This window comes from Aeromonas sp. s8 (genome assembly GCF_040907785.1).
Lineage (GTDB): Bacteria > Pseudomonadota > Gammaproteobacteria > Enterobacterales > Aeromonadaceae > Aeromonas > Aeromonas veronii.
In genome coordinates, this window is the sequence record NZ_JBFOCL010000042.1 from 45,569 (window position 1) to 71,218 (window position 25,650).

The 25,650-nt window shown below is 60.9% G+C and carries 21 protein-coding genes; 10 read left to right on the forward strand and 11 right to left on the reverse strand.

Going from position 1 to position 25,650, the window contains the following annotated elements:
• Positions 1 to 31 precede the first annotated feature (31 nt).
• Positions 32 to 565: a cobalamin adenosyltransferase gene (locus tag AB5Y86_RS14550; protein ID WP_058059398.1), complete on the reverse strand. Its 534-nt coding sequence runs from the start codon at positions 563 to 565 to the stop codon at positions 32 to 34.
• Positions 566 to 654: 89 nt separating this feature from the next.
• Entirely contained in the window at positions 655 to 1,797 is a 1,143-nt protein-coding gene (locus tag AB5Y86_RS14555; RefSeq protein WP_368193169.1) for a DUF5610 domain-containing protein, read from the reverse strand.
• A gap of 170 nt (positions 1,798 to 1,967) precedes the next feature.
• On the opposite strand from AB5Y86_RS14555, the gene trmA reads away from it, so the two are divergent.
• Entirely contained in the window at positions 1,968 to 3,101 is a 1,134-nt protein-coding gene (gene trmA / locus AB5Y86_RS14560; protein WP_005356965.1) for a tRNA (uridine(54)-C5)-methyltransferase TrmA, read from the forward strand.
• A gap of 67 nt (positions 3,102 to 3,168) precedes the next feature.
• Here trmA and AB5Y86_RS14565 read toward each other — a convergent pair whose 3' ends face one another.
• The 6 genes from AB5Y86_RS14565 to AB5Y86_RS14590 all read right to left on the reverse strand — a co-directional run bounded on the left by AB5Y86_RS14565 (position 3,169) and on the right by AB5Y86_RS14590 (position 13,074).
• Positions 3,169 to 4,902 (reverse strand): methyl-accepting chemotaxis protein, encoded by a 1,734-nt coding sequence (locus AB5Y86_RS14565; protein WP_368193171.1) that lies wholly within the window; start codon positions 4,900 to 4,902, stop codon positions 3,169 to 3,171.
• 51 nt (positions 4,903 to 4,953) lie between these two features.
• Entirely contained in the window at positions 4,954 to 5,964 is a 1,011-nt protein-coding gene (gene mglC / locus AB5Y86_RS14570; protein ID WP_005342585.1) for a galactose/methyl galactoside ABC transporter permease MglC, read from the reverse strand.
• 16 nt (positions 5,965 to 5,980) lie between these two features.
• The gene (gene mglA / locus AB5Y86_RS14575; RefSeq protein ID WP_033136359.1) at positions 5,981 to 7,501 is read right to left on the reverse strand and encodes a galactose/methyl galactoside ABC transporter ATP-binding protein MglA; all 1,521 of its coding nucleotides are present in this window, start codon (positions 7,499 to 7,501) and stop codon (positions 5,981 to 5,983) included.
• A 53-nt stretch (positions 7,502 to 7,554) separates the two neighbouring features.
• Positions 7,555 to 8,541: a galactose/glucose ABC transporter substrate-binding protein MglB gene (gene mglB, locus AB5Y86_RS14580; RefSeq protein ID WP_005340747.1), complete on the reverse strand. Its 987-nt coding sequence runs from the start codon at positions 8,539 to 8,541 to the stop codon at positions 7,555 to 7,557.
• A gap of 276 nt (positions 8,542 to 8,817) precedes the next feature.
• A complete protein-coding gene (locus AB5Y86_RS14585; RefSeq protein ID WP_368193172.1) occupies positions 8,818 to 11,877 on the reverse strand; it encodes a beta-galactosidase in 3,060 nt (1,019 codons plus the stop codon).
• Between the two features lie 189 nt (positions 11,878 to 12,066).
• Positions 12,067 to 13,074 carry a substrate-binding domain-containing protein gene (locus tag AB5Y86_RS14590; RefSeq protein WP_041915397.1) on the reverse strand — a complete coding sequence of 336 codons (1,008 nt, stop codon included), beginning with the start codon at positions 13,072 to 13,074 and terminating at the stop codon, positions 12,067 to 12,069.
• A gap of 201 nt (positions 13,075 to 13,275) precedes the next feature.
• Between AB5Y86_RS14590 and galE the strand changes: the two genes are divergently transcribed.
• The 5 genes from galE to bacA all read left to right on the forward strand — a co-directional run bounded on the left by galE (position 13,276) and on the right by bacA (position 18,538).
• Entirely contained in the window at positions 13,276 to 14,289 is a 1,014-nt protein-coding gene (gene galE, locus AB5Y86_RS14595; RefSeq protein ID WP_368193174.1) for a UDP-glucose 4-epimerase GalE, read from the forward strand.
• Positions 14,290 to 14,349: 60 nt separating this feature from the next.
• On the forward strand, positions 14,350 to 15,408 hold the full coding sequence (locus AB5Y86_RS14600; RefSeq protein WP_368193212.1) for a UDP-glucose--hexose-1-phosphate uridylyltransferase: 1,059 nt from the start codon (positions 14,350 to 14,352) through the stop codon (positions 15,406 to 15,408).
• The gene (galK, locus tag AB5Y86_RS14605) at positions 15,405 to 16,553 is read left to right on the forward strand and encodes a galactokinase (protein WP_368193175.1); all 1,149 of its coding nucleotides are present in this window, start codon (positions 15,405 to 15,407) and stop codon (positions 16,551 to 16,553) included. The genes AB5Y86_RS14600 and galK overlap by 4 nt, the downstream gene beginning before the upstream one ends.
• A 64-nt stretch (positions 16,554 to 16,617) precedes the next feature.
• Positions 16,618 to 17,607, forward strand: a complete 990-nt coding sequence (galM, locus tag AB5Y86_RS14610) for a galactose-1-epimerase (RefSeq protein WP_368193177.1) — start codon at positions 16,618 to 16,620, stop codon at positions 17,605 to 17,607.
• 115 nt (positions 17,608 to 17,722) lie between these two features.
• Positions 17,723 to 18,538: an undecaprenyl-diphosphate phosphatase gene (gene bacA, locus AB5Y86_RS14615; protein ID WP_368193179.1), complete on the forward strand. Its 816-nt coding sequence runs from the start codon at positions 17,723 to 17,725 to the stop codon at positions 18,536 to 18,538.
• A 66-nt stretch (positions 18,539 to 18,604) separates the two neighbouring features.
• Here bacA and AB5Y86_RS14620 read toward each other — a convergent pair whose 3' ends face one another.
• From AB5Y86_RS14620 to AB5Y86_RS14630, 3 genes are all read right to left on the reverse strand, one after another.
• Positions 18,605 to 19,300: a ChrR family anti-sigma-E factor gene (locus AB5Y86_RS14620; protein ID WP_368193180.1), complete on the reverse strand. Its 696-nt coding sequence runs from the start codon at positions 19,298 to 19,300 to the stop codon at positions 18,605 to 18,607.
• Positions 19,293 to 19,862: a sigma-70 family RNA polymerase sigma factor gene (locus tag AB5Y86_RS14625; RefSeq protein WP_005355542.1), complete on the reverse strand. Its 570-nt coding sequence runs from the start codon at positions 19,860 to 19,862 to the stop codon at positions 19,293 to 19,295. Before AB5Y86_RS14625 ends, AB5Y86_RS14620 begins: the two co-directional genes overlap by 8 nt.
• A 140-nt stretch (positions 19,863 to 20,002) precedes the next feature.
• Positions 20,003 to 20,569, reverse strand: a complete 567-nt coding sequence (locus tag AB5Y86_RS14630) for an LON peptidase substrate-binding domain-containing protein (RefSeq protein ID WP_075116190.1) — start codon at positions 20,567 to 20,569, stop codon at positions 20,003 to 20,005.
• 310 nt (positions 20,570 to 20,879) lie between these two features.
• Here AB5Y86_RS14630 and argS point away from each other — a divergent pair, with 310 nt between their 5' ends.
• From argS to hslU, 4 genes are all read left to right on the forward strand, one after another.
• Complete coding sequence (argS, locus tag AB5Y86_RS14635) at positions 20,880 to 22,625, forward strand: arginine--tRNA ligase (RefSeq protein WP_139430099.1); 1,746 nt, start codon at positions 20,880 to 20,882, stop codon at positions 22,623 to 22,625.
• 3 nt (positions 22,626 to 22,628) lie between these two features.
• Positions 22,629 to 23,474, forward strand: a complete 846-nt coding sequence (locus AB5Y86_RS14640; protein WP_368193181.1) for an SPOR domain-containing protein — start codon at positions 22,629 to 22,631, stop codon at positions 23,472 to 23,474.
• Between the two features lie 187 nt (positions 23,475 to 23,661).
• A complete protein-coding gene (gene hslV, locus AB5Y86_RS14645) occupies positions 23,662 to 24,195 on the forward strand; it encodes an ATP-dependent protease subunit HslV (RefSeq protein ID WP_042081748.1) in 534 nt (177 codons plus the stop codon).
• A gap of 64 nt (positions 24,196 to 24,259) precedes the next feature.
• Positions 24,260 to 25,588, forward strand: a complete 1,329-nt coding sequence (gene hslU / locus AB5Y86_RS14650) for an HslU--HslV peptidase ATPase subunit (protein ID WP_005340773.1) — start codon at positions 24,260 to 24,262, stop codon at positions 25,586 to 25,588.
• Positions 25,589 to 25,650: the final 62 nt, after the last annotated feature.

Below are 25,650 nucleotides of genomic sequence, written 5' to 3' on the forward strand. Positions count from 1 at the left end.
ACCATGACGTCTGGCCCCTAACCAGCCGCCATCAGTAGTTGATGCTGACGTAGGGCACTTCCGGCACCTGCCAGCGCTGCTTGAGGTAGACGGTGAGCACGAAGAAGAAGTTGGCCAGCAGGTTGGCGAAGCGATAGAGAATGGGATCGAAGGCCACCTCGCTCTCTTCCAGCCTGACCAGCAGCCGCACCACCTTCTTGCTGCCGCAGCGGCACAGATGGAGGGTGGGAATGGGCTGCGGCCCCTGTGGCAACACAAAACCGGTGACGCTGCCGCGACTCGCCTCGTTGTAGTGGTCGTAACGGGCCTTGAGCCACTCAAGATCTGCATCGAAGATCCCCAGCTTGCCGCGTACCGAGCCGTTTAGGTTGTAGATAAGTCGCTGCAACGCCGCGAGATCCGCCAGCATGGGCTCGGTATCCGCATCCGGCGCAAGGTGTGACAGCACGGCCCCGACCTGACAGCAGAGCTCGTCGGTGGCGATTTCAAAATCACATTTGAACGAGGTTTCGAAGATAAAGGGGTAGCAGAGCTCGCGCTTGTCTCTTGGCTTCTTGGGGTTCATGGGGCAACCGGATTGGAGAAAAGGCCAGTTTGCCAGCCCCGGGAAGGGCTGGCAAACGGCAGGTCATTACTTGCGTAACGCGCTGTGGCTCAGACGCGCTTGCTGGCGGGCTCGGTGGAGGGCTGGAACTGGCTGATCATCCGCAGCGCCTCCAGCATCCGCTGGTTGAAGCTGGTGAAGCGATCGACCTGCGCCGGTTCCTCTTCACCTCTCGCGGCCAGCACGGCCGGGGTCAGCGCTTGTTGCTGGGATGGTGGCAGCAGGCTATCCGCCTGTTTCTGCACCTGATCCAGCTTGGGCAGGTATTCGGCAAACGGCTTGAGCAGATCCTGCAGGGAGCTGGCCCCCTGATAGGTCTGGCTCAACTTGACGCTCTGCTTGAGTTTGAGGGAGTAGGAGGCCAGCTGACTGTCATCCAGCTTCAGTTCATTCGCCTTATCCAGCAGATCCTCGAAGTTGCCGGAGAAGAAGCTCCCCGCCAGCTCATCGATTCCCTTGACCAGCTTGCCGATGGACTCCATCTCGTCGCTGCTGAGATCTCCCTCCAGCGAGAAGCTGAAGCTCTGGCTCGACTTGAGGCTGAACTGGCTGCCGCTCTCGCTGCTCTGGGACTTGGTCTGCCAGCTATCGTTGAAGCGCAGCACCACCTTGTCGCCATCCTTGGTCTGGATCTCCAGATACCCCTGCTGGCGACTGGCCATCTCGGCCTGTCCCATGTCGGTCGGAGAAATCTTGCCGAAGAACTCCTTCTCGAACTCCTCGAGCCCTTTCTGGATCAGCTTGTAGCTCTGATCGATACCGGTTTTGATATCGTCGTTGTCAGTCGCCCACTTGCCGAGCTGCTTCTTCGCCTCGTCAAAGCCCTTGTCGACCCCTTTGCGGGCCTGCTCCATCATCCCGGTCAGGTCGTCGTCGGATTTGCCATCGGCCCGTGCGGCGCCAAGCCGCCCGGTCACAAACTGCAGCACGTTGTCAGCCACCGACTGGAAGTCGAACAGGGTCTCCGGCGTGATCTCCTCGGGCTCTTTCACCTTCGGCGCCTGATAGCCCTGGCCGTTGATCTCCAGCGAGAACTGCAATGCCTGCTGGATCAGCACCTGCGCCCACTTGGGCGGCTTGTGCAAGGAGACCTCCTCCTCGCTCTTGACCTGTTTCTGCTCCGCCTGTTGGGGCGATTTGGGAGAAACACCCACTCCCTTGGGTTGGGCTGCGCCCACGCCTTCGATCTGCATAATGTGTCCTCCCACCATGCCTGTAGATCAGCTATCGGCCTGACTGAACACTTCTTGACCACAAAATGCTGGACAATCTGCGGCTGGCTTTTAAAATCGGGCCCCTTTGGGTGGCCTGTTGCCTTCCCCCGATTTCGACCCGGCCCGGCCGGTGTGCATGTGAGGTATTTATGACCCAATCCCAACAGCCTTCCGCGAACGCTCCAGCGCCCAGAACCGCGGCCGACTATCAGGCCCAACTCGACGAAAAGCGCGCTCGCCTCACCGAGCTGTTTGCCGGCTTCACCCTCCCGGCGCTGGAAGTGCACAGCTCGCCGGCGGAGTACTACCGGATGCGCGCCGAATTTCGCATCTGGCATGAAGGGGATGACCTCTTCCACTGCATGTATGCCCCGGCGACCAAAGAGATCATCAAGATAGACCACTTCCCTACCGCCAGCCGCCTCATCAACCAGTTGATGCCGCTGCTGCTGGAGGGGCTGCGCCCACACCCGGTGCTGCGCCGCAAGCTGTTCCAGATCGACTACCTCTCCACCCAGTCCGGCCAGATTATTGTCAGCCTGCTCTATCACCGCAAGCTGGAGGCCGAATGGCAACAAGCCGCCGAAGCGCTGCAGGCCGATCTGCGCGCCAAGGGGTTCGAGCTACAATTGATTGGCCGCGCCCACAAGCAGAAAATCTGTCTGGGGGATGACTTCGTCATCGAACAGCTCAACGTGGCGGGTCGCCAGCTCATCTACAAGCAGGTGGAGAACAGCTTCACCCAGCCCAACGCCGCCATCAACGAGCAGATGCTGGCCTGGGCGCTGGATGTGACCAAGGGGAGCGAAGGGGACCTGCTGGAGCTCTATTGCGGCAACGGCAACTTCTCCATCGCGCTGGCGCAGAACTTCCGCAAGGTGCTGGCCACCGAAATCGCCAAGCCGAGCGTCGACTCCGCCCAGTTCAACATCGCCGCCAACGGCGTCGACAACCTGATCATCCTGCGCATGTCGGCAGAGGAGTTCACCATGGCGATGCGTGGTGAGCGGGAGTTCAACCGCCTCAAGGGGGTCGATCTCAAGAGCTACCAGTGCAACACCATCTTCGTCGACCCGCCCCGCGCCGGTCTCGATGATGCCACCGTCAAGCTGGTGCAGGAGTACGACAACATCCTCTACATCTCCTGCAACCCCGAGACCCTGCAGGCCAACATGGCCGTGCTGGGCGAAACCCACGAGATCGCCCGTTTCGCCCTGTTCGACCAGTTCCCCTGGACCCATCACATGGAAGCCGGGGTCTATCTGCGCCGCAAGGCCGGTTGATTCAGGCAGACGGGAAAACAACAACAGGGCCGGATGGCCCTGTTTTGTTATTGACTGAACACCGGCCTCACTCCAGCCGGAAGTGACCCACTATCTCCCGCAGCCGGTCGTAGGTCTGCTGCATCGCCACGGAGCTGGCGACCGTCGCTTCGCCATTGTGGGTCAGCTGGCGGATCACTTCAGCGATGGCGCTCATGTTGCGATTGATCTCTTCGGCCACCGCGCTCTGCTGCTCCGCCGCCGTGGCGATATGGCTGATGAGATCGTTGATCTCCACCACTTCTCCGGCCATCAGATCCAGCGACTCGTTGACCCGGGTGGTGTTCTCGGCCGCCCCCTGACAGCTCTGCTTGGTGTTGCCCATGGCATCCACCACAGTGCGGGTGCCCCGCTGCAGACTGACCAGCATGGTCTGGATCTCGGCTGTGCTCTGCTGGGTACGGGCCGCGAGGGAGCGCACCTCGTCTGCCACCACCGCAAAACCGCGCCCCTGTTCACCAGCGCGGGCCGCCTCGATGGCGGCATTGAGCGCCAGCAGGTTGGTCTGTTCGGCAATGCTGCCGATCACCCCCAGCACGGAGCCAATCTGCTGCACATCCTGCTGCATCGCCTCGATGGAGCGGGCAGTGGCTTCCACTTCGTCCACCAGCGCCATCACGCTGGCCATCGCCTGATCCACCACCTGACGGGACTGGCTCGCCAGCTGCTGACTCTGGCCGGTGAGCTGGGCGGTGCTGGCCGCACTCTCGGAGACGGAGACCGCGGTGCGGCTCATCTCGTTGATGGCGGTCACTACCTGCTCGGTCTCGCGCACATGCTCCGCCAGCAGGGACTGGGCGGCGCCGGTCTGGCTGGCCAATCCGGCAATGCCGCTGTTGAGTTGACCGCTCGCCTGCCGCACCTCCCCCATCATCTCCTGCAGCCGCTCGATAAAGCGGTTGATCCCGGCCGAGATCTGGCCAAGGTCATCCTTGCTGGTTACCGCCAACCGGCGGGTGAGATCGCCGCTGCCGCGGGAGAGATCCAGCACCAGATCCCGCAACGAGAGAATGGGGTGATAGGCCACGTTGAGTGCCAGCATCGCCAGCACCATCACCACGATCGCCACGCCGCACAGCGCCATGATGATCTGGCCGTTGAGGGCCTGGGTCATGGCCCGGATGTAATCGAGGTCGATGTAGCCGGTCAGCGTCCAGCTGCTGCCGCGAATATCCAGCTGGTTGGGGCGCGCTTCACTCTCCCCTTGCGGCTTGCTGTCATAGAGGCTGCCGCCCTGACTGTCGGCCAGCGAGAAGTAGCGGCCATCGCCACTCATCTTCTCCAGCAGGCTTTTGAACTCGCTCATGTCGAGGTAGTAGAGATAGGCAGAATCAGCACCGCGCGGCACCAGAATGGTGATGACCGGCTTGCCATCCACCTGTTGCAGCGGGCTGACGGTGATCTGGTTGTTGGCGGCAGGGATCAGCTTGCGCAGGGCATCGACCTTGGCCGTATCGTTGATGACCCCGCTCACGTCGAAGGCCATGTCGCCGATCACCTTGACGATGTTGTGAAAGCCGGTCTCTTGCAGGGTCTTCTTGACGTTGGTCACCCCGAAGTTGAGGTTGGCGGCCAACAGGATTTTCTGATTGATGTCGCTGGCCAGCTTCTCTTTGACCAGGGTGATCTGCTCGGTGATGTTGTGGGTGGCCTGAGTGCGAATGTAGCCACTGATGAAGTGGTTGACACTGAGCCCGGCGGTGCCGATGGTGACCAGAATGGCCAGTAGCAGCAAGAGGTAAATCTTGACCTTGAATGGCATGGGTTCCCTCCAGAAGAGAGGGCTGGCAACGCCAACCCTCTCTGCCAATCGTTATTTCTTCTTGGCGTACTTCATGGAGTCCAGGGCCACCGCCAGAATGATGATGCCGCCCTTGATGATGAACTGCCAGTAAGGGCTGACGCCGATATAGGTCAAGCCATAGTTGATCAGGGTGAAGATAAGTACGCCGGTAATCACACCCGCGACCGTTCCCACCCCGCCAGCAAACGACACCCCGCCCACCACGCACGCCGCGATGGCATCCAGCTCGTACATGAAGCCGAGGTTGTTGGTGGCGCTACCGATACGGCCCGCTTCCAGCATGCCGCCGAAGGCGTAGAAGACCCCTGCCAGCGCATAGATCATCACCAGATTGACCGCCACGTTGACGCCGGAGACCTTGGCCGCCTCGGGGTTGCCGCCGATGGCGAAGATGTTTTTGCCAAAGCGGGTCTTGTTCCACAGCACCCAGACAAAGACGCTGGCGATGGCCGCGTAGAAGGTAAGATAGGAGAGCTTGAATCCTCCTATCCGGATAAACCCTTGGGCGAAGCTGGAGAAGCGAGGGTCAAACCCGGCCACCGGCGAGGCCCCGACCGAGTCAAAGTAGAGGGAGTTGATACCGTAGACGATGATCATGGTGCCCAGGGTGGTAATGAACGGGGTAACGTTCAGATAGGCCACGATGAGACCGTTGACCAGACCAATCAGGGCACCCACCACACACACCAGCAGGATCACCGCAGGAATGGGCACCTCTCCCAGCGTCGGGAACACCTTGTTGACGTTGGTCAGCGCCTGCAACATGGTTGCTGCTATGAGTGCCGCCAGACCAACCTGACGACCGGCCGAGAGATCCGTCCCCTGAGTGATAATGATGCCCGCCACCCCCAGCGCTATGATGACCCGCACCGAGGACTGGGTCAGGATGTTGCTGAAGTTGGTGAGGCTCAGGAAGGAGGGCTCCTGGATCACGATGACCATGAGCAGCACCAGCAGCACCAGATAGATGGCGTTTTCCTTGAGCGCCTGCATCAGATTGAAATTTTTAGCCGACTCCATAAATGTCTTCCTGTCTCTAGAGGTACAGAGATGCCAGGCGCAGTATCTCGCTCTGGTCAGTTTCTTTGGTATTGACGATCCCGGCGACCCGGCCATTGCTCATCACCATGATGCGGTCGGTGATCCCCAGCAATTCCGGCATCTCTGACGAGATGATGATGATCCCTTTGTCCTTCTTCGCCAGCTCCAGGATGAGCTGGTAGATCTCGAACTTGGCCCCGACGTCGATGCCGCGGGTGGGCTCGTCGAGCATCAGGATCTCCGGCTGGGTCAGCAGCCAGCGACCGATGATCACCTTCTGCTGGTTGCCCCCGGAGAGGGAACCGATCTGGGTCTGCTGGGTCGGCGTCTTGACCCGCATGGAGTCGATCACCCACTGGGTATCGCTCTTCATCTTGTTGTCGCTGAGCAACCCCATGGAGCCCTTGTAGCTGTCCATGTTGGCGATCAGGGAGTTGAAGGCGATATCGAGCCGGGAGTAGATACCGGTGGAGCGGCGCTCTTCCGTCACCAGCGCAAAGCCGTTGCGGATCGCTTCGTGGGCGTTGTGGTTGGCTACCTCTTTGCCGTGCAGCTTGATGCTGCCCTGACTGCGATCACGAATGCCGAACAGGGTCTCGACGATATCGGTGCGCTTGGCCCCCACCAGTCCGGCGATGCCGAGGATCTCCCCCTTGTGCAGGTTGAAGGTCACATCCTGAATGGAGGGCTGGTTCTTCGCCGTCAGGTGTTCGATCTCGAGGATCACCTCTTTCGGCTGGTTGGTTTTTTCAGGGAAGCGCTGGGTCAGCTCACGGCCGACCATCATGCCGATGATCTGATCCATGGTCATGCCCTTGAGCGGCTGGGTTGCCACCCACTGGCCATCCCGCAATATGGTGATCTCGTCACAGAGCTGGAAGATCTCCTCCATCTTGTGAGAGATGTAGACGATGCCGCACCCCTTATCCTTCAACTTGTTGATGATCTTGAAGAGGTGGTTCACCTCTTTCTCGGTCAGGGAGGAGGTGGGTTCGTCCATGATGACGATCTTGGCGTCGTAGGAGAACGCCTTGGCGATCTCGATCATCTGCATCTGGGAGACCGACAGGGTCGCGACCTTCACCTTGGGGTCGATGTCGATATCCAGCTCATCGAAGATGCGCTTGGTGTCGTCATACATCTTGCCGTGGTCGATAAACCACCCCTTGGTGGGGTAGCGGCCGAGCCACATGTTGTCCATCACGGTACGCTGCAGCACCAGGTTGAGCTCCTGATGCACCATGGAGACGCCATTTTCCAGCGCCTCTTTGGAGGAGGTGAAGTTGATCTCCTGCCCCTTGAAGAAGATCTTGCCCTGATCCTTCTCGTAAATGCCGAACAGGCACTTGAGCAGTGTGGATTTTCCCGCTCCGTTCTCGCCCATCAACGCATGCACAGAATGAGGACGGACCCGTAAATTGACATTATCGAGTGCCTTGACGCCGGGAAAGCTCTTACTGACGTCAATCATCTCCAACAGCCATTCTGATTGTTGCTGTGTTGTCATATCAGCCATCACATCTGGTTGAAAAAAGGGCAAGGGGATCTCCCTTGCCCTGGAGGAGGGAATTACTCGAATTGGGACAGGTTGTCTTTATCCACACCGACGTAGGCAACACGCACTACCTTGTCGACGATATTCCACTTGGTGCCTTCACCGGCCGGTTTGCCTTCAGCCAGGTTCTTGGTCAGCTCGAAGGTGGCTTTGGCCTGGTTGGCCGCATCGTTCAGCACGGTACCCGCCATGGCACCGCTCTTGACCATGGCCAACGCTTCCGGCAGCGCATCGACGCCGAATACCGGAATGGCAGTCTTGCCCTGGGCTTTCAGTGACTCGACTGCACCCATTGCCATGCCGTCGTTGTTGGCGATGACCACTTCGATCTTGTTGGCGTTGGGGCCGGAGATCCAGGCATCCATCTTGTCTTTCGCCATGGCGGTATCCCACATACCGGTATCCATGTGCAGTTGCTCGGTCTTGACGCCACCATCGTTCAGGGTCTTGACCACGTAGGAGGTGCGCGCTTCGGCATCCGGGTGGCCCGGCTCCCCTTTCAGCAGCACGAACTGGATCACGCCATCCTTGTTCAGATCCCACTCCGGATGGGCTTTCCAGTGTTTGGCAATCAGCTGACCCTGGATGATCCCTGACTCCTTGGAGTCGGTGCCCACGTAGTAGGCCTTGTCGTAGCTGGCCAGATCGGTAGCGCTCGGCTCCTTGTTGTAGAAGACCACCGGGATATCTTCGCCACGGGCTTTCTCAATCACCACCGGTGCCGCAGCCGGGTCAACCAGGTTGATGGCCAGCGCCTTCACCCCTTTGGCCAGCAGCACATCGATCTGGTCGTTCTGCTTGGACTGGTCGTTCTGGGAGTCGTTCATCAGCAGTTCCACCCCCGGAGTGGCTGCCGCCTCCTTCTCGATGGCCTTGCGCACGACCGCCATGAAGTTGTCGTCGTACTTGTAGACGGTTACCCCGATACGGGTGTCAGCCTGGGCATTGGCTCCAGCCATCATGCCCATCAGCAGGGCGGCAACTGTGGTCAGTTTTTTCATTATGTGTGCTCCGATGTGTCTATCTGTGTTGTAGGGTGGCGAGCAATTGAGCAAGCGCCAATCAATGTAATCAGTTTGTTGTCATTTCTTCTGTGATCATGACGACAAAATGAAAACGTTTACACTCTGTTACATTGAAACTTTATATTTATTTTTCAAATACATATAAATAAAAATCAGATTTGAGACTCAATCTTTCCCACAGCATTGAGGCTAGTCGTTACTGGTCTGTTGTCAAAATGGCGCACTGGCTCGACAGTCGCTTCAATAGCTGGATTAACGGAGAGTGCAGCTCCAACGGTAACGGCGCTCAAGCAGTTGATACTCGGGACGCACGCTCTGACTCCAGGAGTCATCCCCCCCCACCCCCATGTGGGCGCCATCGAGACAGACCCACAGCCCAGCTTCGGCCACCAGATCGCTCTGGTGACGAGCAGCGGCCAGCTGTTGCTGACTGAAGCGGCTGGCACTGAAATGGAAGTTGCCGCTCACCGTCGTGCTGCCCAACTGCAACTGGCGGGTATCGCAGCGCAAGCCGTTGTCACTCGGGAAGATATAAGGTGTATGCATCGCCTCCAGCGGCAGACTCCAGCGCCCAAGATCGGCACCCAGCAGGCGATCCGGATAGTTCTCGTGAGGGCCACGCCCCAGCCATTCGGCTCGCGCCGGTACCTCGGCCAGATGAAGCAACAGGCCAATCCGCGGCAGTGAAGGCAGCGCCTGCGCCAGCTCGGTCTCTATCTCCAGGCTCATGGCGCCATCGTCGGTAAAGCGGTGATGCCAGTAACTCACCAGCAGCAGCTCATCGTGATGGAAGTAGCCATGGCTGACCCGGATATCCCCTCCGGCGACCGCGATCCCCAGACAGCGGTGCTGCCACTGACCGAGACCACACGCCTGCCAGCGAGCAATCCAGGAGTCGGGGTCGGCGTGATCCGCTTCGCTGGTGCCGATGTCGTTGTCGAGCGGCGCGCGGTAGAAGTGATCCATGATCGGCGCCAGCAGCTGCTCCTGCCCCGATTTTTGCCAACTGGTGATGCGGCCGCTCTGCTTGTCGAGCCACCACTGGCTGTTGGCGGCAGTGATCCGCCAGCCATCCGGCTGTTCGGTCAGGGTGGCGGCAGCGGCAGGAGCAGGCAGGGCAAGGGGGGTCGGCAGGGTGAACTGCTGACGGGCGACCTTGTGATCCGCCTGCGACCAGAGGGTGGCCTGTGGCTGAACGATCGCCAGATCGAGCCAGACCAGTGAGCCTGCCGCAAAGGTGGGCAACGCCTCGCTCAGGGTCAACTCGACCACCCCCTGTGGCGCCAGCTCAAGGGAAACCTCCCCTTGCTGCTGCACATGGCCGTTCTCGCACAGTTGCCAGCAAAGCCGCTCGTTATCGGTGGAGCGGAACAGGTATTCGCTCTCGATCCTCACCCGCAGCGGGGTGCGCTCAAGCAGGGTGAAGCGGAACGGTTGCTGGGCACGCTTCGCCTCGAACAGGGCTGGATGCGGAGTGCGATCCGGGAACAGCAGGCCGTTGCAGCAGAACTGGCGATCGTTTTGCACATCACCAAAATCTCCGCCATAGCCCCAGTAGTGGCGACCATCGGCGGTGTATTTGTCGAGCCCCTGATCGACCCAATCCCAGACAAACCCGCCTTGCAGGCGTGGATGATCGCGAAACGCCTGCCAGTAGTGGGCGTAGCCCCCCAGGCTGTTACCCATGGCGTGGGCGTACTCGCAGAGGATCAGCGGCCGGCTCTCGCCGGGCAGGCCAATCCACTTGGCCAGCGCCCACTTGGGCACCGCCGGGAAGGGTTGATCCTGATGGGTTCTGGCATACATGGGGCAGATGATATCGGTGGCCGGGGTATCGGCCCCGCCCCCCTCGTACTGCACCGGACGGCTCGGATCGCTGCGCTTGATCCAGCCATACATGGCATCGTGGGCCGGGCCGTAACCCGACTCGTTGCCGAGCGACCAGATGATGATCGAGGGGTGATTGAAATCCCGTGCCACCATGCGGGTCGCCCGCTCCAGAAAGGCGTTGCTCCAGGCGGGATCCCGCGCCAGCCGCCCCATGGGGGTCATGCCGTGGGTCTCCAGATTCGCCTCGTCCACCACATAGAGACCGAGCCGATCGCAGAGGCGATAGAAGTCGGGGTGGTTGGGATAGTGGGAGCAGCGCACCGCATTGAAGTTGTGCCGCTTTATCAGCAGCAGATCCCGCTCCATGGTGGCGCGATCGATGGCATAACCCTTGGCGGGATGGTGTTCATGGCGGTTGGCACCGCGAACAAGCAGCGGCTGACCGTTGACCCGCAGCAGGCCACCACGGATCTCCACCACCCGAAAGCCCACATCACATGCCTCACTCTCGATAGCCTGGCCCTGCTCGTCCAGCAGGGTCAGGGTGAAGCGATAGAGATGGGGCGTCTCGGCGCTCCACTTGCGCGGCGCAGCCACATCGAGCCAGAACTCGGCGCGATCGTCATACGCCCCTTTTTCATCAATGGCTTGGGTGCCGATCGGCTGGCGCAGGGTCGCAACCCGCTCGCCACCGTCATAGAGATTGGCCTCCACCGACAAACCGGCCCCATTAGCCACCTGCAGTGCAATCTTGAGACGGCCATCCCGATAGCAGGCATCCAGCTCGGGGGTCACCCGCATATCCATAAGATGACGGGACGGTTTGTGCAGCAGGCTGACGGAGCGGAAGATCCCCGACAGCCACCACATATCCTGATCTTCCAGATAGGAGCCATCGGACCAGCGCAGCACCAGCACAGCCAGCCGATTGTGACCGGTGTGCAGATAAGGAGTCAGATCGAATTCGGCGGGCAGGCGGCTGTCCTGGGAGTAACCTACCCAGCGGCCGTTGCAAAAAAGGTGGAAGGCACTGCTCACCCCGTCGAAGATGATCCGGCTCTGTCCGCTTACCAGCCAGCCGGCAGGCAGATCGAACTCGCGTGAGTAGCAACCGGTGGGGTTCTCTGCCGGCACTCGCGGTGGATCGCAGGGAAAGGGGTACTTGATATTGGTGTAGATGGGGCCATCGGTGAGCGGCCGCGCAGCCGGATAGGCAGCATCCAGCTGCCAGTTGCCCGGCACGGTAATGGGAGTGGCATCCGCCAGATCCCGCGCCAGCCAACTCTCGGGCACCAATTCGGGAGCAGCAAAGAAGGAGAAGCGCCACTCGCCATCGAGCAAGAGACGGGAGGAAGAGGCCAGATCACCCTTGGCATCCGTTTCGCTGCGCCAGCTGAACATGGGGGTATGGGCTGCCAGCCGGTTTACCGACGTAATAGCCTGAGTCTGCCAATCCTGACGCGCCACTATCTCCCTGAGCATTCACTCTCTCCCTGCTGATTGGAAAACGTATTCAGTCTAGAGAAGTATGACGCAGGGAACGGCGATCTCGCTCACACAGATGTAAACGATTACACTGATTTTGTTAAGTAAAGCGGAGTAAAAATGATTAAAAATAGGTAAAACAATAACTGTGCAAGAAATGGCCCCGAACAGGGCCGCAAAAGGGGGCTATCCGGCCCGAACCGGTGCCACCGAGTGGCGATTGATCAGGGTGGGGGTATAGATCCTGCTCTGGGTCGCGTCACTCTCCCCCGCCGCCAGCTGAATGGCCAGCTTGGCCGCCTGGGCCGCCATCAGCTCGATGGGATAGCGCATGGTGGAGAGCTTGGGCCTCAGGTATCTGGCATAGATGATGTCATCGAAGCCCACCACCGAAACCTCCTCCGGCACTCGCAGGCCGTTGTCCGCCAACACGGAGATGGCGCCAGCCGCCATGGCATCGTTATAGGCCACCACGGCGGTCACCTTGAGCCCCTTGGCCAGCAGGTTGAGCATGGCACGTTCCCCCCCCTCCTCGTTCGGCGTGCCACTCTCGATAAGCTCGGGATCGGCTGCCAGACCGGCTTCCATCAATCCATCCTGATAGCCCTGCAGGCGCAAGGTGGCATCCTCGATGGCATGATCCGAGCTGATAAAGGCGATATGGCGGTGACCCAGTTCGATCAGGTGGCGAGTCGCCGTAGCCGCACCCAGCCGGTTGTTGAGGGCGATGCAGCGCCCCTTGAGGGCCGGAATATCGCGGTTGATCAACACCATACCGGGCACCCGCATGGCGTAATCGTAAAGTTCCTCGTCGCTCAGCGCCTTGCTGTGCACCACCAGCGCCTCGCAGCGCTTGCCGATCAGCAGCTCGATCGCCTCACGCTCCTGACGCGCCTTGTGAAAACCGTTACCCATCAGCAGGTGAAGGTTCTGCTCGACGGCGATGCCGGAGACCCCCTTCACCAGTGCACCGAAGAAGGGATCCGCCACGTCACCAACCACCACCCCCATGGTGTCGCAAGTCTGGCTGACCAGTGCCCGCGCGTTGGCGTTGGGGGTGTAGCCCAGTTCAGCCATGGCCTTCTGCACCACTTCGCGAGACGCGGCACTGGCCTTGGGGGAGTTGTTCATCACCCGTGAAACCGTTGCCACCGACACATTGGCCAAACGGGCGACATCCTTGATGGTGCTCATGCTGTTTTCACTTCTTTCACTGTGCAATAGAGCGCCATTATACCCAGCAAACCCATTGAAAACAGGGGTGAAACGTATATCTGCCGTCAGGATGACCATAAAAACAGTGTAATCGTTTACACTGTTTTGCAAGCAAGCTCACAGTTTGGTCGCCACACCCTCGGCTAGACTGCTTCCAGACACTTTTCAGTGGAGAGCAAGATGAACGTTCTGGTCACCGGCGGTTGCGGATATATCGGCAGCCACACCTGTCTGGCCCTACAAGCGGCAGGCATGAATCCCGTGGTGGTCGACAACCTCGGCAACAGCAAACGCAGCGTGCTGGCCCGAGTCGCTGCCATCAGCGGCCAACAACCCTTTTTCTATCAAGGAGATATTCGCGATGCCGCCCTGCTGGACCGGATCTTCGCCGAGCAACAGATCGATGCAGTGATCCACTTTGCCGCCCTCAAGGCGGTCGGTGAATCGACCCGCATTCCACTGGATTACTACGAAAACAACCTCGGCGGCACCCTCACCCTGCTGCAGGCGATGAAGCGGGCCAATGTGCACAATCTGGTGTTCAGCTCCTCGGCCACCGTCTATGGCGATCCGGCCAGCCTGCCGATCCGCGAAGATTTCCCCCGCAGCGCCACCAACCCCTACGGACGATCCAAGCTGGTCATCGAGGAGATCCTCGAAGATCTGCAGCTGGCCGAGCCGCACTGGAGCATGACCCTGCTGCGCTACTTCAATCCGGTCGGCGCCCACGAATCGGGCACCATGGGTGAAGACCCGCAGGGGATCCCCAACAACCTGATGCCCTATATCACCCAGGTCGCCATCGGCCGTCGCGACTGCCTGTCTGTCTTTGGAAACGATTACCCCACCCCGGATGGCACCGGTGTGCGCGACTACATCCACGTGATGGATCTCGCCGAAGGGCATGTCAAGGCGCTGCAACACTGCGCCAGCAAAGGTGGCGTGCACACCTACAACTTGGGCACAGGTCAGGGCCAGAGCGTGTTGCAGCTGGTCGCCGCTTTCTCTGCTGCCTGTGGCAAGCCGCTGCCATTTCGCATCGAACCGCGCCGCCCGGGCGATATCGCCGCCTGCTGGGCCGATCCGGCCAAGGCCGAGCGCGAACTGGGCTGGCAGGCGACCCGCAATATCGACGCCATGTGCGCCGACAGCTGGCGCTGGCAATCCGCCAACCCGAACGGTTACGAGGATTAGGCCTGCCTGCTCCCTGTTAATAAACGACTTTATTTTTCCATACCTTATTCAGGAGAGATGATGTTCAACCCCGTCGATCATCCCCATCGCCGCTTCAACCCGCTGACCGGCCAGTATGTGCTGGTCTCCCCCCACCGGGCCAAACGCCCTTGGCAGGGACAGGTGGAGAAGGTGAGTCAGGCCCCCAAACAGGCCCACGATCCCGACTGCTTCCTCTGCGCGGGCAACACCCGGGTCACCGGTGACATCAACCCCGACTACAAGGGCACCTTCGTTTTTACCAACGACTTCGCCGCCCTGATGCAGGATACCCCGGCCGCCGATAGCGCCAGCGATCCTCTGCTGAAGCTGGAAGCCGCCCGTGGCACCAGCCGGGTCATCTGCTTCTCGCCGGATCACGGCAAGACCCTGCCCGAGCTGCCGCTGCCCGCCATCGAAGGGGTGATCACCACCTGGATCGATCAGGTCGCCGAGCTGTCGGCCCAGTGGCAGTGGGTGCAGGTATTTGAAAACAAAGGGGCCGTCATGGGCTGCTCCAACCCGCACCCCCACGGCCAGATCTGGGGCAGCGACTTCCTGCCCAACGAGATCGCCCGCGAAGAGCAGCACCAGCGCGGCTGGCTGGCCGAGCACGGCCGCCCCATGCTGCTGGAGTATGTGGAGCGGGAGCTGGCGGATCGCTCTCGCATCGTGGTAGAGACCGAGCACTGGCTTGCCGTCGTCCCCTTCTGGGCCGCCTGGCCGTTCGAAACCCTGCTGCTGCCCAAGGCGCACGTCCCCTCCATGCTCAACCTGACCCAGGCCCAGCAACAGGATCTGGCGGTGGCGCTCAAGGAGCTCACCAGCCGCTACGACAACCTGTTCGAGTGCAGCTTCCCCTACTCCATGGGCTGGCACTTTGCGCCGCCCAACTCGGATTGCCCCGAGGCGTGGCAGTTGCATGCCCACTTCTATCCGCCCCTGCTGCGCTCCGCCACCGTGCGCAAATTTATGGTCGGCTTCGAGATGCTGGCCGAAACCCAGCGCGACCTGACTCCGGAGCAGGCCGCCGAGCGGCTGCGCGCTCTGAGCCCCATTCACTACAACCAGACCAGCCACACCAATGAGGAGGCCCTATGACCCCCAGCCAACGCGTCAGCGCCGTTTTTGCCGAGCAATTTGCCAAAGCGCCCGATCTGCTGGTGCGCGCCCCCGGCCGCGTCAACCTCATCGGTGAGCATACCGACTACAATGACGGCTTCGTGCTGCCCTGCGCCATCGACTACGAGACCTGCGTCGCCATCGGTCTGCGCGATGACCGGCAAGTGCAGGTGATCGCCGCCGACTACGACAACCAGCGCGACCTGTTCGACCTCGACCAGCCCATCGAGCACCACGCCGACCAGCGCTGGAGCGACTACATCCGCGGCGTGGTGAAGTATCTGCAGGAGCGCGGCTATGCCCTGCGCGGCCTCGATTTGGTGGTCTCCGGCAACGTGCCGCAGGGGGCGGGACTCTCCTCCTCCGCCTCACTGGAAGTGGCCATCGGTCAGGCCTTCAAGGAGGCGCTGGGGCTCGACATCAGCCAGGCCGAGATCGCCCTCAACGGCCAGCAGGCGGAGAACAAGTTCGTCGGCTGCAACTGCGGCATCATGGATCAGATGATCTCCGCCAGCGGCAAAACGGATCATGCCCTGCTGCTCGACTGCCGCTCGCTGGAGACTCGCCTCATCCCCATGCCTGCGGATCTGGCGGTGCTGATCGTCAACTCCAATGTGCGCCGCGGTCTGGTGGACAGCGAATACAACACTCGTCGCCAGCAGTGTGAAGCGGCCGCCCGTCACTACGGGGTCAAGGCGCTGCGCGATCTCGATCTGGCCGGACTGGAAGCGGGCAAAGCCGGGCTGGATGAGGCCTGCTACCGCCGTGCCCGCCACATCGTAGGGGAAAACGCCCGCACCCTGGCGGCCGCCGATGCGCTGGCCAGCCACGACCTGACCCGCCTCGGCGAGCTGATGGCCGAGTCGCACGCCGCGATGCGCGATGACTTCGAGATCACAGTGCCCGCCATCGACGGTCTGGTGGAGAGCATCAAGGCCAGGATCGGCACAGATGGCGGCGTGCGGATGACCGGCGGCGGCTTCGGCGGCTGCGTGGTCGCCCTGCTGCGCCCGGAGAAAGTGGCCGAGGTGATTGCCGCCGTCGAGGCGGAGTATCCGGCCATCTCGGGCCTCAAGGCCGACTGCTACGTCTGCCGCGCCAGCGCGGGGGCAGGAAAACTATGAGCCCATTTATGATGCAGGCCGACGGCTACGTCTGCCGGATCGGCAACACCGGCGCAGGCAAGTTATGATCAGCGCCATGACCCCATTCGAGCTGGAAAATGAAGAGGGGCTGCGGCTGCGCGGCCTCGACTTCGGCGCCACCCTCACCTCCCTCACCCTGCCGGTGGCTGGTCAGCGCCGTGAAGTGCTGCTGGGCTGTGCCGACGACGCCTATCCCACCCAGCAGGTGTGGCTGGGTGCGGTGGCCGGGCGTTTTGCCAACCGCATTGGCGGCGCCGAGCTGGTGCGTGATGGACAGTGCTGGCCGCTGGATGCCAATCAGGCACCCAACTGCCTGCATGGCGGGCAGGCTGGCTTTCATCGCCAGCGCTGGCAAATCAGGGAGCTGGAGGCGGATCGGGTCAAGCTGGCGTTGCTCTCCCGGGCGGGGGATCAGGGATTTCCCAGCAATCTGCGGGTCACCCTGGAGTACCGGCTGGAGCAGAGCGATCTGGTGGTCGATTTTGTGGCCAGCACGGATGCCACAACCCCGGTCAGCCTCACCAGCCACGCCTACTTCAATCTCGATGGGCAAACCGATGGCGGCGATATCCGTGACCACCTCATCAGCATCAATGCCGACCACTTCCTGCCGACCGACCCGAACGGTTTGCCGATCACCATCACTCCGGTGGAGGGGCCATTCGATCTGCGCCGCGAGCGCCTGATTGGCCAGGATTGGCTGAACCATCCCCAGCAGCAACAGGCCAAGGGATACGACCACGCTTTTGTGCTCAATGGACCGGAGCAGAAGTGGGCAGCTCGCGTGGTGTCAGGTGACAGACAGTTGGCTATGGAGGTCTATACCAACCAGCCCTCGCTGCAGTTCTACACCGGCAACTGGCTGGCCAATACCCCGAACCGCAGCGGCCTGTCGCACCGGGATCACGACGGCTTCTGTCTTGAGGCGCAACAGCTACCGGACAGCCCCAATCGCCCCGAGCTGGGCAACCCCTGGCTGCAGCCTGGCGAGCGTTATCACCACCAGACCCGCTACCGTTTTATCCGCGACTGACTTAAAGGTTTCATGATTTTTACATAGCCTCGGCAGTCACTATCGAGCAAGATAAGCCGCCCCGAGACCCTCCCGGGGCGTTTTTACATCAACGAAGTTAAGGATTGTTTGTTCGATGACTGACACTTATAGCCTGCTGGTCGCCTTTATTCTGGGCGTCGTCGAGGGGCTGACCGAGTTCCTCCCCGTCTCCTCCACCGGCCACATGATTATCGTCGGCCATCTGCTGGGCTTTGAAGGGCCCAAGGCTGCCACTTTCGAAGTGGTGATCCAGCTGGGCTCCATCCTCGCCGTGGTCGCCGTCTTCTGGCGTCGCCTGTTTGGCCTGATTGGCATCCACTTTGGCCAGAAGCCGTCCCGGGATCACGCGACCCTGTCATTGGTACATGTCATCCTCGGCATGCTGCCCGCCATCGTGGTCGGTCTGGCCATCCACAGCTGGATCAAGGCCAACCTGTTTGGTCCACAGACCGTAATGTACGCACTGGTCGCGGGGGGCATCCTGCTGATCATCGCCGAGAAGTTCCGCCCGGCCGTCACAGCAGAAAACCTGGATGACATCAGCTACAAGCAGGCGTTCGGCATCGGTCTGTTCCAGTGTCTGGCCCTGTGGCCAGGCTTCTCCCGCTCCGGCGCCACCATCAGTGGTGGCATGCTGATGGGGATCAGCCGTCACGCCGCCGCCGAGTTCTCCTTCATCATGGCGGTGCCCATGATGGTGGCGGCCAGTGGGCTTGATCTCTACAAGAGCCGCGATTTCCTTTCGATGGCCGACTTCCCGATGTTTGCAGTGGGCTTTATCACCGCCTTCGTGGTGGCGATGTTTGCGATCAAGACCTTCCTGACATTGATCCGCCGCATCGACTTTATCCCGTTCGCCATCTACCGCTTTATCGTGGCATTCGCCGTCTATCTGGTGTTTGTCGCCTGACCGGCAACCAGCAATCAAATGAAAAAAGGGACCAATCTGGTCCCTTTTTCTATGGCGTCATGGTGCTCAATAGAGGTGCTGGCTGATGCCATTCAGCAGCCGCGACAACCCCTTGGTGAACTGCACCGGCGCATCCTGCACCGTGTAGCAGAGGCAGCCATCCGGCGTATGCGGGCTGTGGGAGTGGCTGGCATCACGCCAGATGAAATCCCCCGCCTTGTAAAGGGTATCGCCATCCTGAATATTGCCCGCCAGCAGCAGGGTCAGCTCATAGCCCTGATGGGTGTGCTCGGGGATGCGGCCGCCCGCTTCGATATGGAGCAAACTGGCGCGCGCGCCCATCTCGTCCAGCGGCAAACTATGCTGACGAATAGCCCCGATATGGCGCCACTTGGACGAACGATAGCGGGCCAGCACCCGTGGCAAACGGTAGGCGTGCCCGGCCACCTCCAGCTCGCCGTGCTGCGTTCGGGGCTGGTCATGTGTTGGCTCGGAGAGGGGTTCTGCCAACGGTTGGGCCAGAATATCCGCCAGCATGACGTCGAATCCGGCGTCCAGTCCCACTTCATCCCGAGAGTACGCCTCGGGCTCTGCTGGCGAGGCAAGATATTGCTGCGCCAGCTCCTCTTCGAATGTCTTCAGTCGGGCAGCACAATCGGGGCAGAGTTCACAGTGAGCGGAGAGCCCCACCGCCAGCGGCAGAGGGAGCTCGTCGGCGGCGAAGGCACGCAGCATAGGGTCGGTCGGATGGGCTTTAATCATGGCCTTGCTCCACTTGCTCTTTCAATTTCTGTAACGCCAGTCTGAGGCGGGACTTGATGGTACCGAGCGGCACGCCGAGTCGCTCCGCCAACTCCTGCTGGGAGAACTCCTGCAGATAGATGCCGCGCACCACCTGCTGTTGCGGCTCCGGCAGGGTGCCCAGATAGTGGGCCATCTGACGGGTCAGTACCGCATCCTCACCGCCGCTCAGATGCTCCTCTTCGGCCTGAAACTCCAGCACAGGCCACAGCTCTTCGGCACAGAGATCCTCCTTGCTGGCGCGACGACGGCGCAGCATGTCGAAGCACTGGTTGCGCATCACGGTGTAGATCCAGGTGGTCGGCGCCCCCTTCTCTGGGTGGTAGAGGCGCGCCTTCTGCCACACCAGCAGCATGGTCTCCTGCACCAGCTCCATGGCGTTGGCCTCGCTGCCGAGGTGGCGCAGGCCGTAGCTGCGAATACGCGGCGCAAAGTGTTGGAACAGGCGGGCAAAAGCAGCCTTGTCGGCCTGCTCTGCCACCCTGATCAGCAGAGATTTGAGGTCGCCATCCGGGTTATCCATCACGGGCGAGGTCCTGCGTATGGTCGAGTGTGGTTGGCCAGTATATGCCATTGCGCCATCCCTTTGGTGTGCTGTCGAACATGCTGTGGTGATGACTTGTACGGCGCTGCGGCGCTGGCGGATCAGCGGGTCAGAAAAAATCAGTGGCTGGCCACCAGTACCCCCTTGAGCAGGGCGATGGCGGGCTGATTGTCGGCAGCGGCCAGCAGCAGCTGCTTCTGTTCGGGGGGGATAGGCAGCACTTCCAGCCAGCGCTGGGCCACCCAGTTGCCATCATCCCAGCGGGGCGCGGGATAGAGGGCGGCGTAGTCGGGATAGTCGGCAAACACCTCCCGCAGCGCCTCGACCAGCGGCTGCTGATCAGGATGGAGCCGGCGGGGCGGCCAGGCCGTCAGCGGCGTCACCTCGCCGATACGCAGGCCATCCTGCTCCTGCCACAGATCCTCTATCTGCACCCGCTCCATCCCCTGCACCGTGATCCCCAGCATGCCGTCCGGCAGCCGGTCGAAATCGATGATGGTAACCCGGGTGGCGATGGGCAGCATGTTGCGCAGGGCGTCGGGCTGGCGAGGGTCCACCATGCAGAGGGCAAAGCCGGACTCCCCCGCCTCGGCGATCATCCGCTGGTATCTCGGTTCGAAGATCCGCAGCGGCATGATGCCGCCGGGCAGCAGGTGGGCAGATAGGGGAAACAGCGCCAGTCGCATCGCAAACTCCTCGGTTGGGAACGTATGTTGATACGCCGGGCCAGAGGGAGGAGATCATTCCCGTCAGCGGAAAGGAAAAACCCTTAACAATCAGGGGAAAATAGCCTGGACAAGCCGCTTCGATATGCAGTAGAAATGGATAAGCACCGTAATTTCCGCCCAATATTCTGGAATATGGCGCCAAACGCAGTGAAATATCCGCCCGACAGCGAGCGGCGGGTCATCCCTATAGTTTTCTCGGGCCGATGCGGGTAAAATTCACGCCCTTATATATCAGTCATTTTTCGACGCGCAACCTTGGTGGTCAGTTATGAAAGAGCATATTCATCATCTACTTGAACAAACGGTAGCCAATCTCAAGTCAGCAGGCGTCCTGCCGGCGGACCTGGAAGCCCGCGTGCAAGTAGACCGATGCAAGGAAAAAGCTCACGGTGACCTGGCCACCAACCTGGCCATGCTGCTGGCCAAGCCGGCCCGCAAGAATCCCCGTGAGCTGGCAGCGGCCATCATCGAGCACCTGCCCGCCTCCGACCTGATCGCCAAGGTCGAGATCGCCGGTCCCGGCTTCATCAACTTCTTCTTCGACCAGCGCTGGCTGGCCGGTCAGGTTGAGGCCATGGTGACCTCTGCCAACGCCAACGTACGGTTGCCCGCGCCACAAACCGTGGTGGTGGACTACTCCGCCCCCAACGTGGCCAAAGAGATGGCGGTGCACCACATCCGCTCCACCGTACTCGGTGATGTAGCTGCGCGCGCGCTGGAATTCCTCGGCCACAAAGTGATCCGCGCCAACCACATCGGCGACTGGGGCACCCAGTTCGGCATGCTGATCGCCTATCTGGAGAAGATGGCCAACGAGCACGCCAGCGACATGGCGCTCAAGGATCTGGAAGCCTTCTACACCCAGGCCAAGCGTTGCTACGACGAAGACGAAGCCTTCGCCGAGCGCGCCCGTAACTACGTGGTCAAGCTGCAGGGTGGCGACGAGTACTGCCGTACCATGTGGAAGAAGCTGGTCGACATGACCATGGAACAGAACCAGATCAACTACGACCGCCTGAATGTCTCCCTGACCAACAAGGACATCATGGGCGAGTCCATGTACAACGACATGCTGCCGGAGATCGTGGCCGACCTGAAAGCCAAGGGGCTGGCGGTCGAGAGCGAAGGCGCCACCGTTGTCTTCCTGGACGAGTTCAAGAACAAGGATGGCGAGGCCATGGGCGTCATCATCCAGAAGAGCGATGGCGGTTTCCTCTACACCACCACCGACATCGCCTGTGCCAAATACCGTTATGAGACGCTGGGCGCCGACCGTGTCATGTACTTCATCGATTCCCGTCAGCACCAGCACCTGATGCAGGCCTGGACCATCACCCGCAAGGCGGGCTATGTGCCGGAATCCGTACCGCTCGAGCACCACGCCTTCGGCATGATGCTGGGCAAGGATGGTCGTCCCTACAAGACCCGTTCCGGTGGCACCGTCAAGCTGGTTGACCTGCTGAACGAAGCGGAAGAGCGCGCCGCTGCCCTGCTGGAGAGCCGCAACAGCGACCTCTCTGCCGAAGAGAAGGCCAACGTGGTCAACGCCATCGCCATGGGCGCGGTCAAGTATGCGGACCTCTCCAAGAACCGCACCACCGACTACATCTTCGACTGGGATCTGATGCTGTCGTTTGAAGGCAACACTGCCCCTTACCTGCAGTACGCCTACACCCGTATCCAGTCCATCTTCCGCAAGGCCAACATCGATGCCGAGACGCTGACCGGCAACGTGACCCTGAACGAAGAGGCCGAAGAGGTGCTGGCCCAGAAGCTGATCCAGTTCTCCGACGCGGTCAACGGCGTGGCAGACAAGGGCATGCCGCACCTGCTCTGTACATACCTGTACGAGTTGTCCGGCAACTTCATGACCTTCTATGAAGCCTGCCCGATCAACAAGGATGGCGTGGACGAAGCAACCCGTCAGAGCCGTCTGCTGCTGTGCGCCGCCACCGCCAAGGTGCTGAAACTGGGCCTCGGCGTACTGGGCATCCATACCCTGGAGCGCATGTAATAGATGGCAACCCGGGATTATGTCGGCAGCCGCCCGCGACGTCGGGCGGGTGGCCGCAATACCAAGAAAGCGGCCCCTCGCCGCTTTCCTGTTATTCCAGTGCTGCTGGTCGTGGCACTGCTGGCAGGCTTTGGTGGCTTCCTTTACATGATCAATGGCAAGGGCAACGATGCCCCCACCATTGAGGAGCAGGTAAAAGCCAACAAGCCAAAAGCGCAGAATAACGGGCTGCCTCAGGAGAAGTGGAGCTACATCGAACGGCTTGAGAACAAGCAGGTCGATATCATAGAGCCGCCGACCCAGCCGGGTGTGCTGCCGCCACCACCGGCAGATACCATGACCCTGCAACCGGAAAAACTGCCACAGCCGGTGCCGACCGACATTCCCCAACCGGGAACGCCCATCGGCCAGCCCAAGCCCTATCAGCCCAATCCGGCGACCACCCCTTCCACCTCGGGTGCACCGGTTGCCAGCGCGCAAGAGCAGGTGATCGACCGCAAGGCCGAACGGGAACGGATGGAGCGGGAGATCCGCGCCGAGCTGGAACGGGAGCGCGCCGAAGCGGCCAAGGCCAAAGCGGCCACTCCGCCAGCCCAGACCGCAGCCGCCGACAGCAGTCGCTACATGATGCAGTGCGCCGCCCTGCGCTCGCAGGATTCCGCAGAGTCGCTCAAGGCGCGTATCGCCTTCACCGCCGGCCTCTCCTCCAGCCTGCAGGTGATCAATGGCGCCAACGGCACCGTCTACAAGGTGATGGTCGGCCCCTTCAACGGCAAGGCGGCCGCCGACGCGGCCAACAGCAAGCTGCAGAGCTCCGGCATCAGCGGCTGCATTCCCAAGAAAGGGTAATCCGCTTACCGATGACGCAGGGCCGGGTGGCAACACCCGGCCCTGTTCTTTTGGTGTCACTCGCACCCACGCTCTTTACTACCCCGTTTATCCCGACCAAAGGCAGGGTTGAAAAGCCCGTTTGCCATCCCCATCTTTCTTGCCATGCACAGTCAGGCCGTCATTCGGCTCAAGCGAGGTAAGTAAAGTGACTACCATAGTTTCAGTTCGCCGCAACGGTCAGGTCGTCATCGGTGGCGATGGCCAGGTCTCTCTTGGCAACACCGTCATGAAGGGCAACGCCCGCAAGGTCCATCGCCTCTATAACGGCAAGGTGCTGGCCGGTTTCGCTGGCGGTACCGCCGACGCCTTCACCCTGCTCGAGCGTTTCGAAGCAAAACTGCAGGCCCATCAGGGTAATCTGGAGCGCGCCGCCGTGGCGCTGGCCAAAGATTGGCGAACCGATCGCGCCCTGCGCCGCCTCGAAGCGCTGCTGGCCGTGGCCGACGAACACAAATCCTTCATCATCACCGGCAACGGTGACGTGGTGCAGCCGGAGCACGATCTCATCGCCATCGGCAGCGGCGGCAACTTCGCCCAGTCCGCCGCCATCGCGCTACTGGAAAACACCGAGCTGGATGCCAGGACCATTGTCGAGAAGTCCCTCAAGATTGCGGGCGACATCTGCGTCTTCACCAACGGCAACCACACCATCGAAGTGCTGGACTACGTAGCCAAATAAGGCGCCAGCCAACCCAATTTCCCAAGGGGCGGGCACTGCCCGCCCCGGATACAGGAACACCATCATGTCCGAGATGACCCCGAGAGAAATCGTCCACGAGCTGGACAGACACATCATTGGTCAGGCCGATGCCAAGCGCGCCGTTGCCGTTGCCCTGCGCAACCGCTGGCGCCGGATGCAGCTCAACGAAGAGATGCGCCATGAAGTAACCCCGAAGAACATCCTGATGATCGGCCCGACCGGTGTCGGCAAGACCGAAATCGCCCGTCGTCTGGCCAAGCTGGCCAACGCCCCCTTCATCAAGGTGGAAGCGACCAAGTTCACCGAAGTGGGCTATGTCGGCAAGGAAGTAGACAGCATCATCCGCGATCTGACCGATGCCGCCATCAAGCTGGTGCGCGAAACCGAGATGGAGAAGATGAAATATCGCGCCGAGGAAGCCGCCGAAGAGCGCATCCTCGACGCCCTGCTGCCCAACCCGCGCAACACCTGGGGTGAGGAAGAGAAAGCCGACAACTCCAACACCCGCCAGATCTTCCGCAAGAAACTGCGGGAAGGTCAGCTGGATGACAAAGAGATCGAGCTGGAACTCTCCGCCTCCCCGATGGGCGTCGAAATCATGACCCCGCCGGGCATGGAAGAGATGGCCAACCAGCTGCAGGGACTGTTCCAGAACCTGGGCCAGAACCAGAAGAAGAAGCGCAAGATCAAGGTCAAAGAGGCCATGAAGGCGCTGATCGAAGAGGAAGCGGCTCGTCTGGTCAATCCGGAAGAGCTGAAGCAGAAAGCGATCGCTGCGGTCGAGAACAACGGCATCGTCTTCCTCGACGAGATCGACAAGATCTGCAAGCGCGGCGAGAGCTCGGGCCCAGATGTCTCCCGTGAAGGGGTACAGCGCGACCTGCTGCCGCTGGTTGAAGGTTGCACCGTCAACACCAAGCACGGCATGGTCAAGACCGACCACATCCTGTTTGTCGCCTCCGGTGCCTTTCAGATCGCCAAGCCGTCCGACCTCATCCCCGAGCTGCAGGGCCGTCTGCCGATCCGCGTCGAGCTGACCGCCCTGACCACAGATGACTTCGAGCGCATCCTGACCGAACCGAACGCCTCCCTGACCGATCAGTACAAGGCGCTGATGGCCACCGAAGGGGTCAACATTGAGTTCACCAAGGATGGCATCCGCCGTCTGGCCGAAGCGGCCTGGCAGGTCAACGAGCGTACCGAGAACATCGGTGCCCGTCGTCTGCACACCGTGATGGAGCGCCTGATGGAAGACATCTCCTACGACGCCTCCGAGAAGTCTGGCGAGACCTTTGTCATCGACACCGACTACGTCAACGCCCACCTCGGTGCGCTTGTCGAGGATGAGGATCTGAGCCGCTTTATTCTGTAAGCGAAGTTCTGTTTGTAAAAAAACGCCTCCAGCAATGGGGGCGTTTTGCATTTTAAGCCCCA

Bases quoted from the DNA above. Each gene is read 5' to 3' on its own strand.
- AB5Y86_RS14550 (WP_058059398.1), bottom strand. From the start codon at position 565: ATGAACCCCAAGAAGCCAAGAGACAAGCGCGAGCTCTGCTACCCCTTT.
- AB5Y86_RS14555 (WP_368193169.1), bottom strand. From the start codon at position 1,797: ATGCAGATCGAAGGCGTGGGCGCAGCCCAACCCAAGGGAGTGGGTGTT.
- trmA (WP_005356965.1), top strand. From the start codon at position 1,968: ATGACCCAATCCCAACAGCCTTCCGCGAACGCTCCAGCGCCCAGAACC.
- AB5Y86_RS14565 (WP_368193171.1), bottom strand. From the start codon at position 4,902: ATGCCATTCAAGGTCAAGATTTACCTCTTGCTGCTACTGGCCATTCTG.
- mglC (WP_005342585.1), bottom strand. From the start codon at position 5,964: ATGGAGTCGGCTAAAAATTTCAATCTGATGCAGGCGCTCAAGGAAAAC.
- mglA (WP_033136359.1), bottom strand. From the start codon at position 7,501: ATGGCTGATATGACAACACAGCAACAATCAGAATGGCTGTTGGAGATG.
- mglB (WP_005340747.1), bottom strand. From the start codon at position 8,541: ATGAAAAAACTGACCACAGTTGCCGCCCTGCTGATGGGCATGATGGCT.
- AB5Y86_RS14585 (WP_368193172.1), bottom strand. From the start codon at position 11,877: ATGCTCAGGGAGATAGTGGCGCGTCAGGATTGGCAGACTCAGGCTATT.
- AB5Y86_RS14590 (WP_041915397.1), bottom strand. From the start codon at position 13,074: ATGAGCACCATCAAGGATGTCGCCCGTTTGGCCAATGTGTCGGTGGCA.
- galE (WP_368193174.1), top strand. From the start codon at position 13,276: ATGAACGTTCTGGTCACCGGCGGTTGCGGATATATCGGCAGCCACACC.
- AB5Y86_RS14600 (WP_368193212.1), top strand. From the start codon at position 14,350: ATGTTCAACCCCGTCGATCATCCCCATCGCCGCTTCAACCCGCTGACC.
- galK (WP_368193175.1), top strand. From the start codon at position 15,405: ATGACCCCCAGCCAACGCGTCAGCGCCGTTTTTGCCGAGCAATTTGCC.
- galM (WP_368193177.1), top strand. From the start codon at position 16,618: ATGATCAGCGCCATGACCCCATTCGAGCTGGAAAATGAAGAGGGGCTG.
- bacA (WP_368193179.1), top strand. From the start codon at position 17,723: ATGACTGACACTTATAGCCTGCTGGTCGCCTTTATTCTGGGCGTCGTC.
- AB5Y86_RS14620 (WP_368193180.1), bottom strand. From the start codon at position 19,300: ATGATTAAAGCCCATCCGACCGACCCTATGCTGCGTGCCTTCGCCGCC.
- AB5Y86_RS14625 (WP_005355542.1), bottom strand. From the start codon at position 19,862: ATGGATAACCCGGATGGCGACCTCAAATCTCTGCTGATCAGGGTGGCA.
- AB5Y86_RS14630 (WP_075116190.1), bottom strand. From the start codon at position 20,569: ATGCGACTGGCGCTGTTTCCCCTATCTGCCCACCTGCTGCCCGGCGGC.
- argS (WP_139430099.1), top strand. From the start codon at position 20,880: ATGAAAGAGCATATTCATCATCTACTTGAACAAACGGTAGCCAATCTC.
- AB5Y86_RS14640 (WP_368193181.1), top strand. From the start codon at position 22,629: ATGGCAACCCGGGATTATGTCGGCAGCCGCCCGCGACGTCGGGCGGGT.
- hslU (WP_005340773.1), top strand. From the start codon at position 24,260: ATGTCCGAGATGACCCCGAGAGAAATCGTCCACGAGCTGGACAGACAC.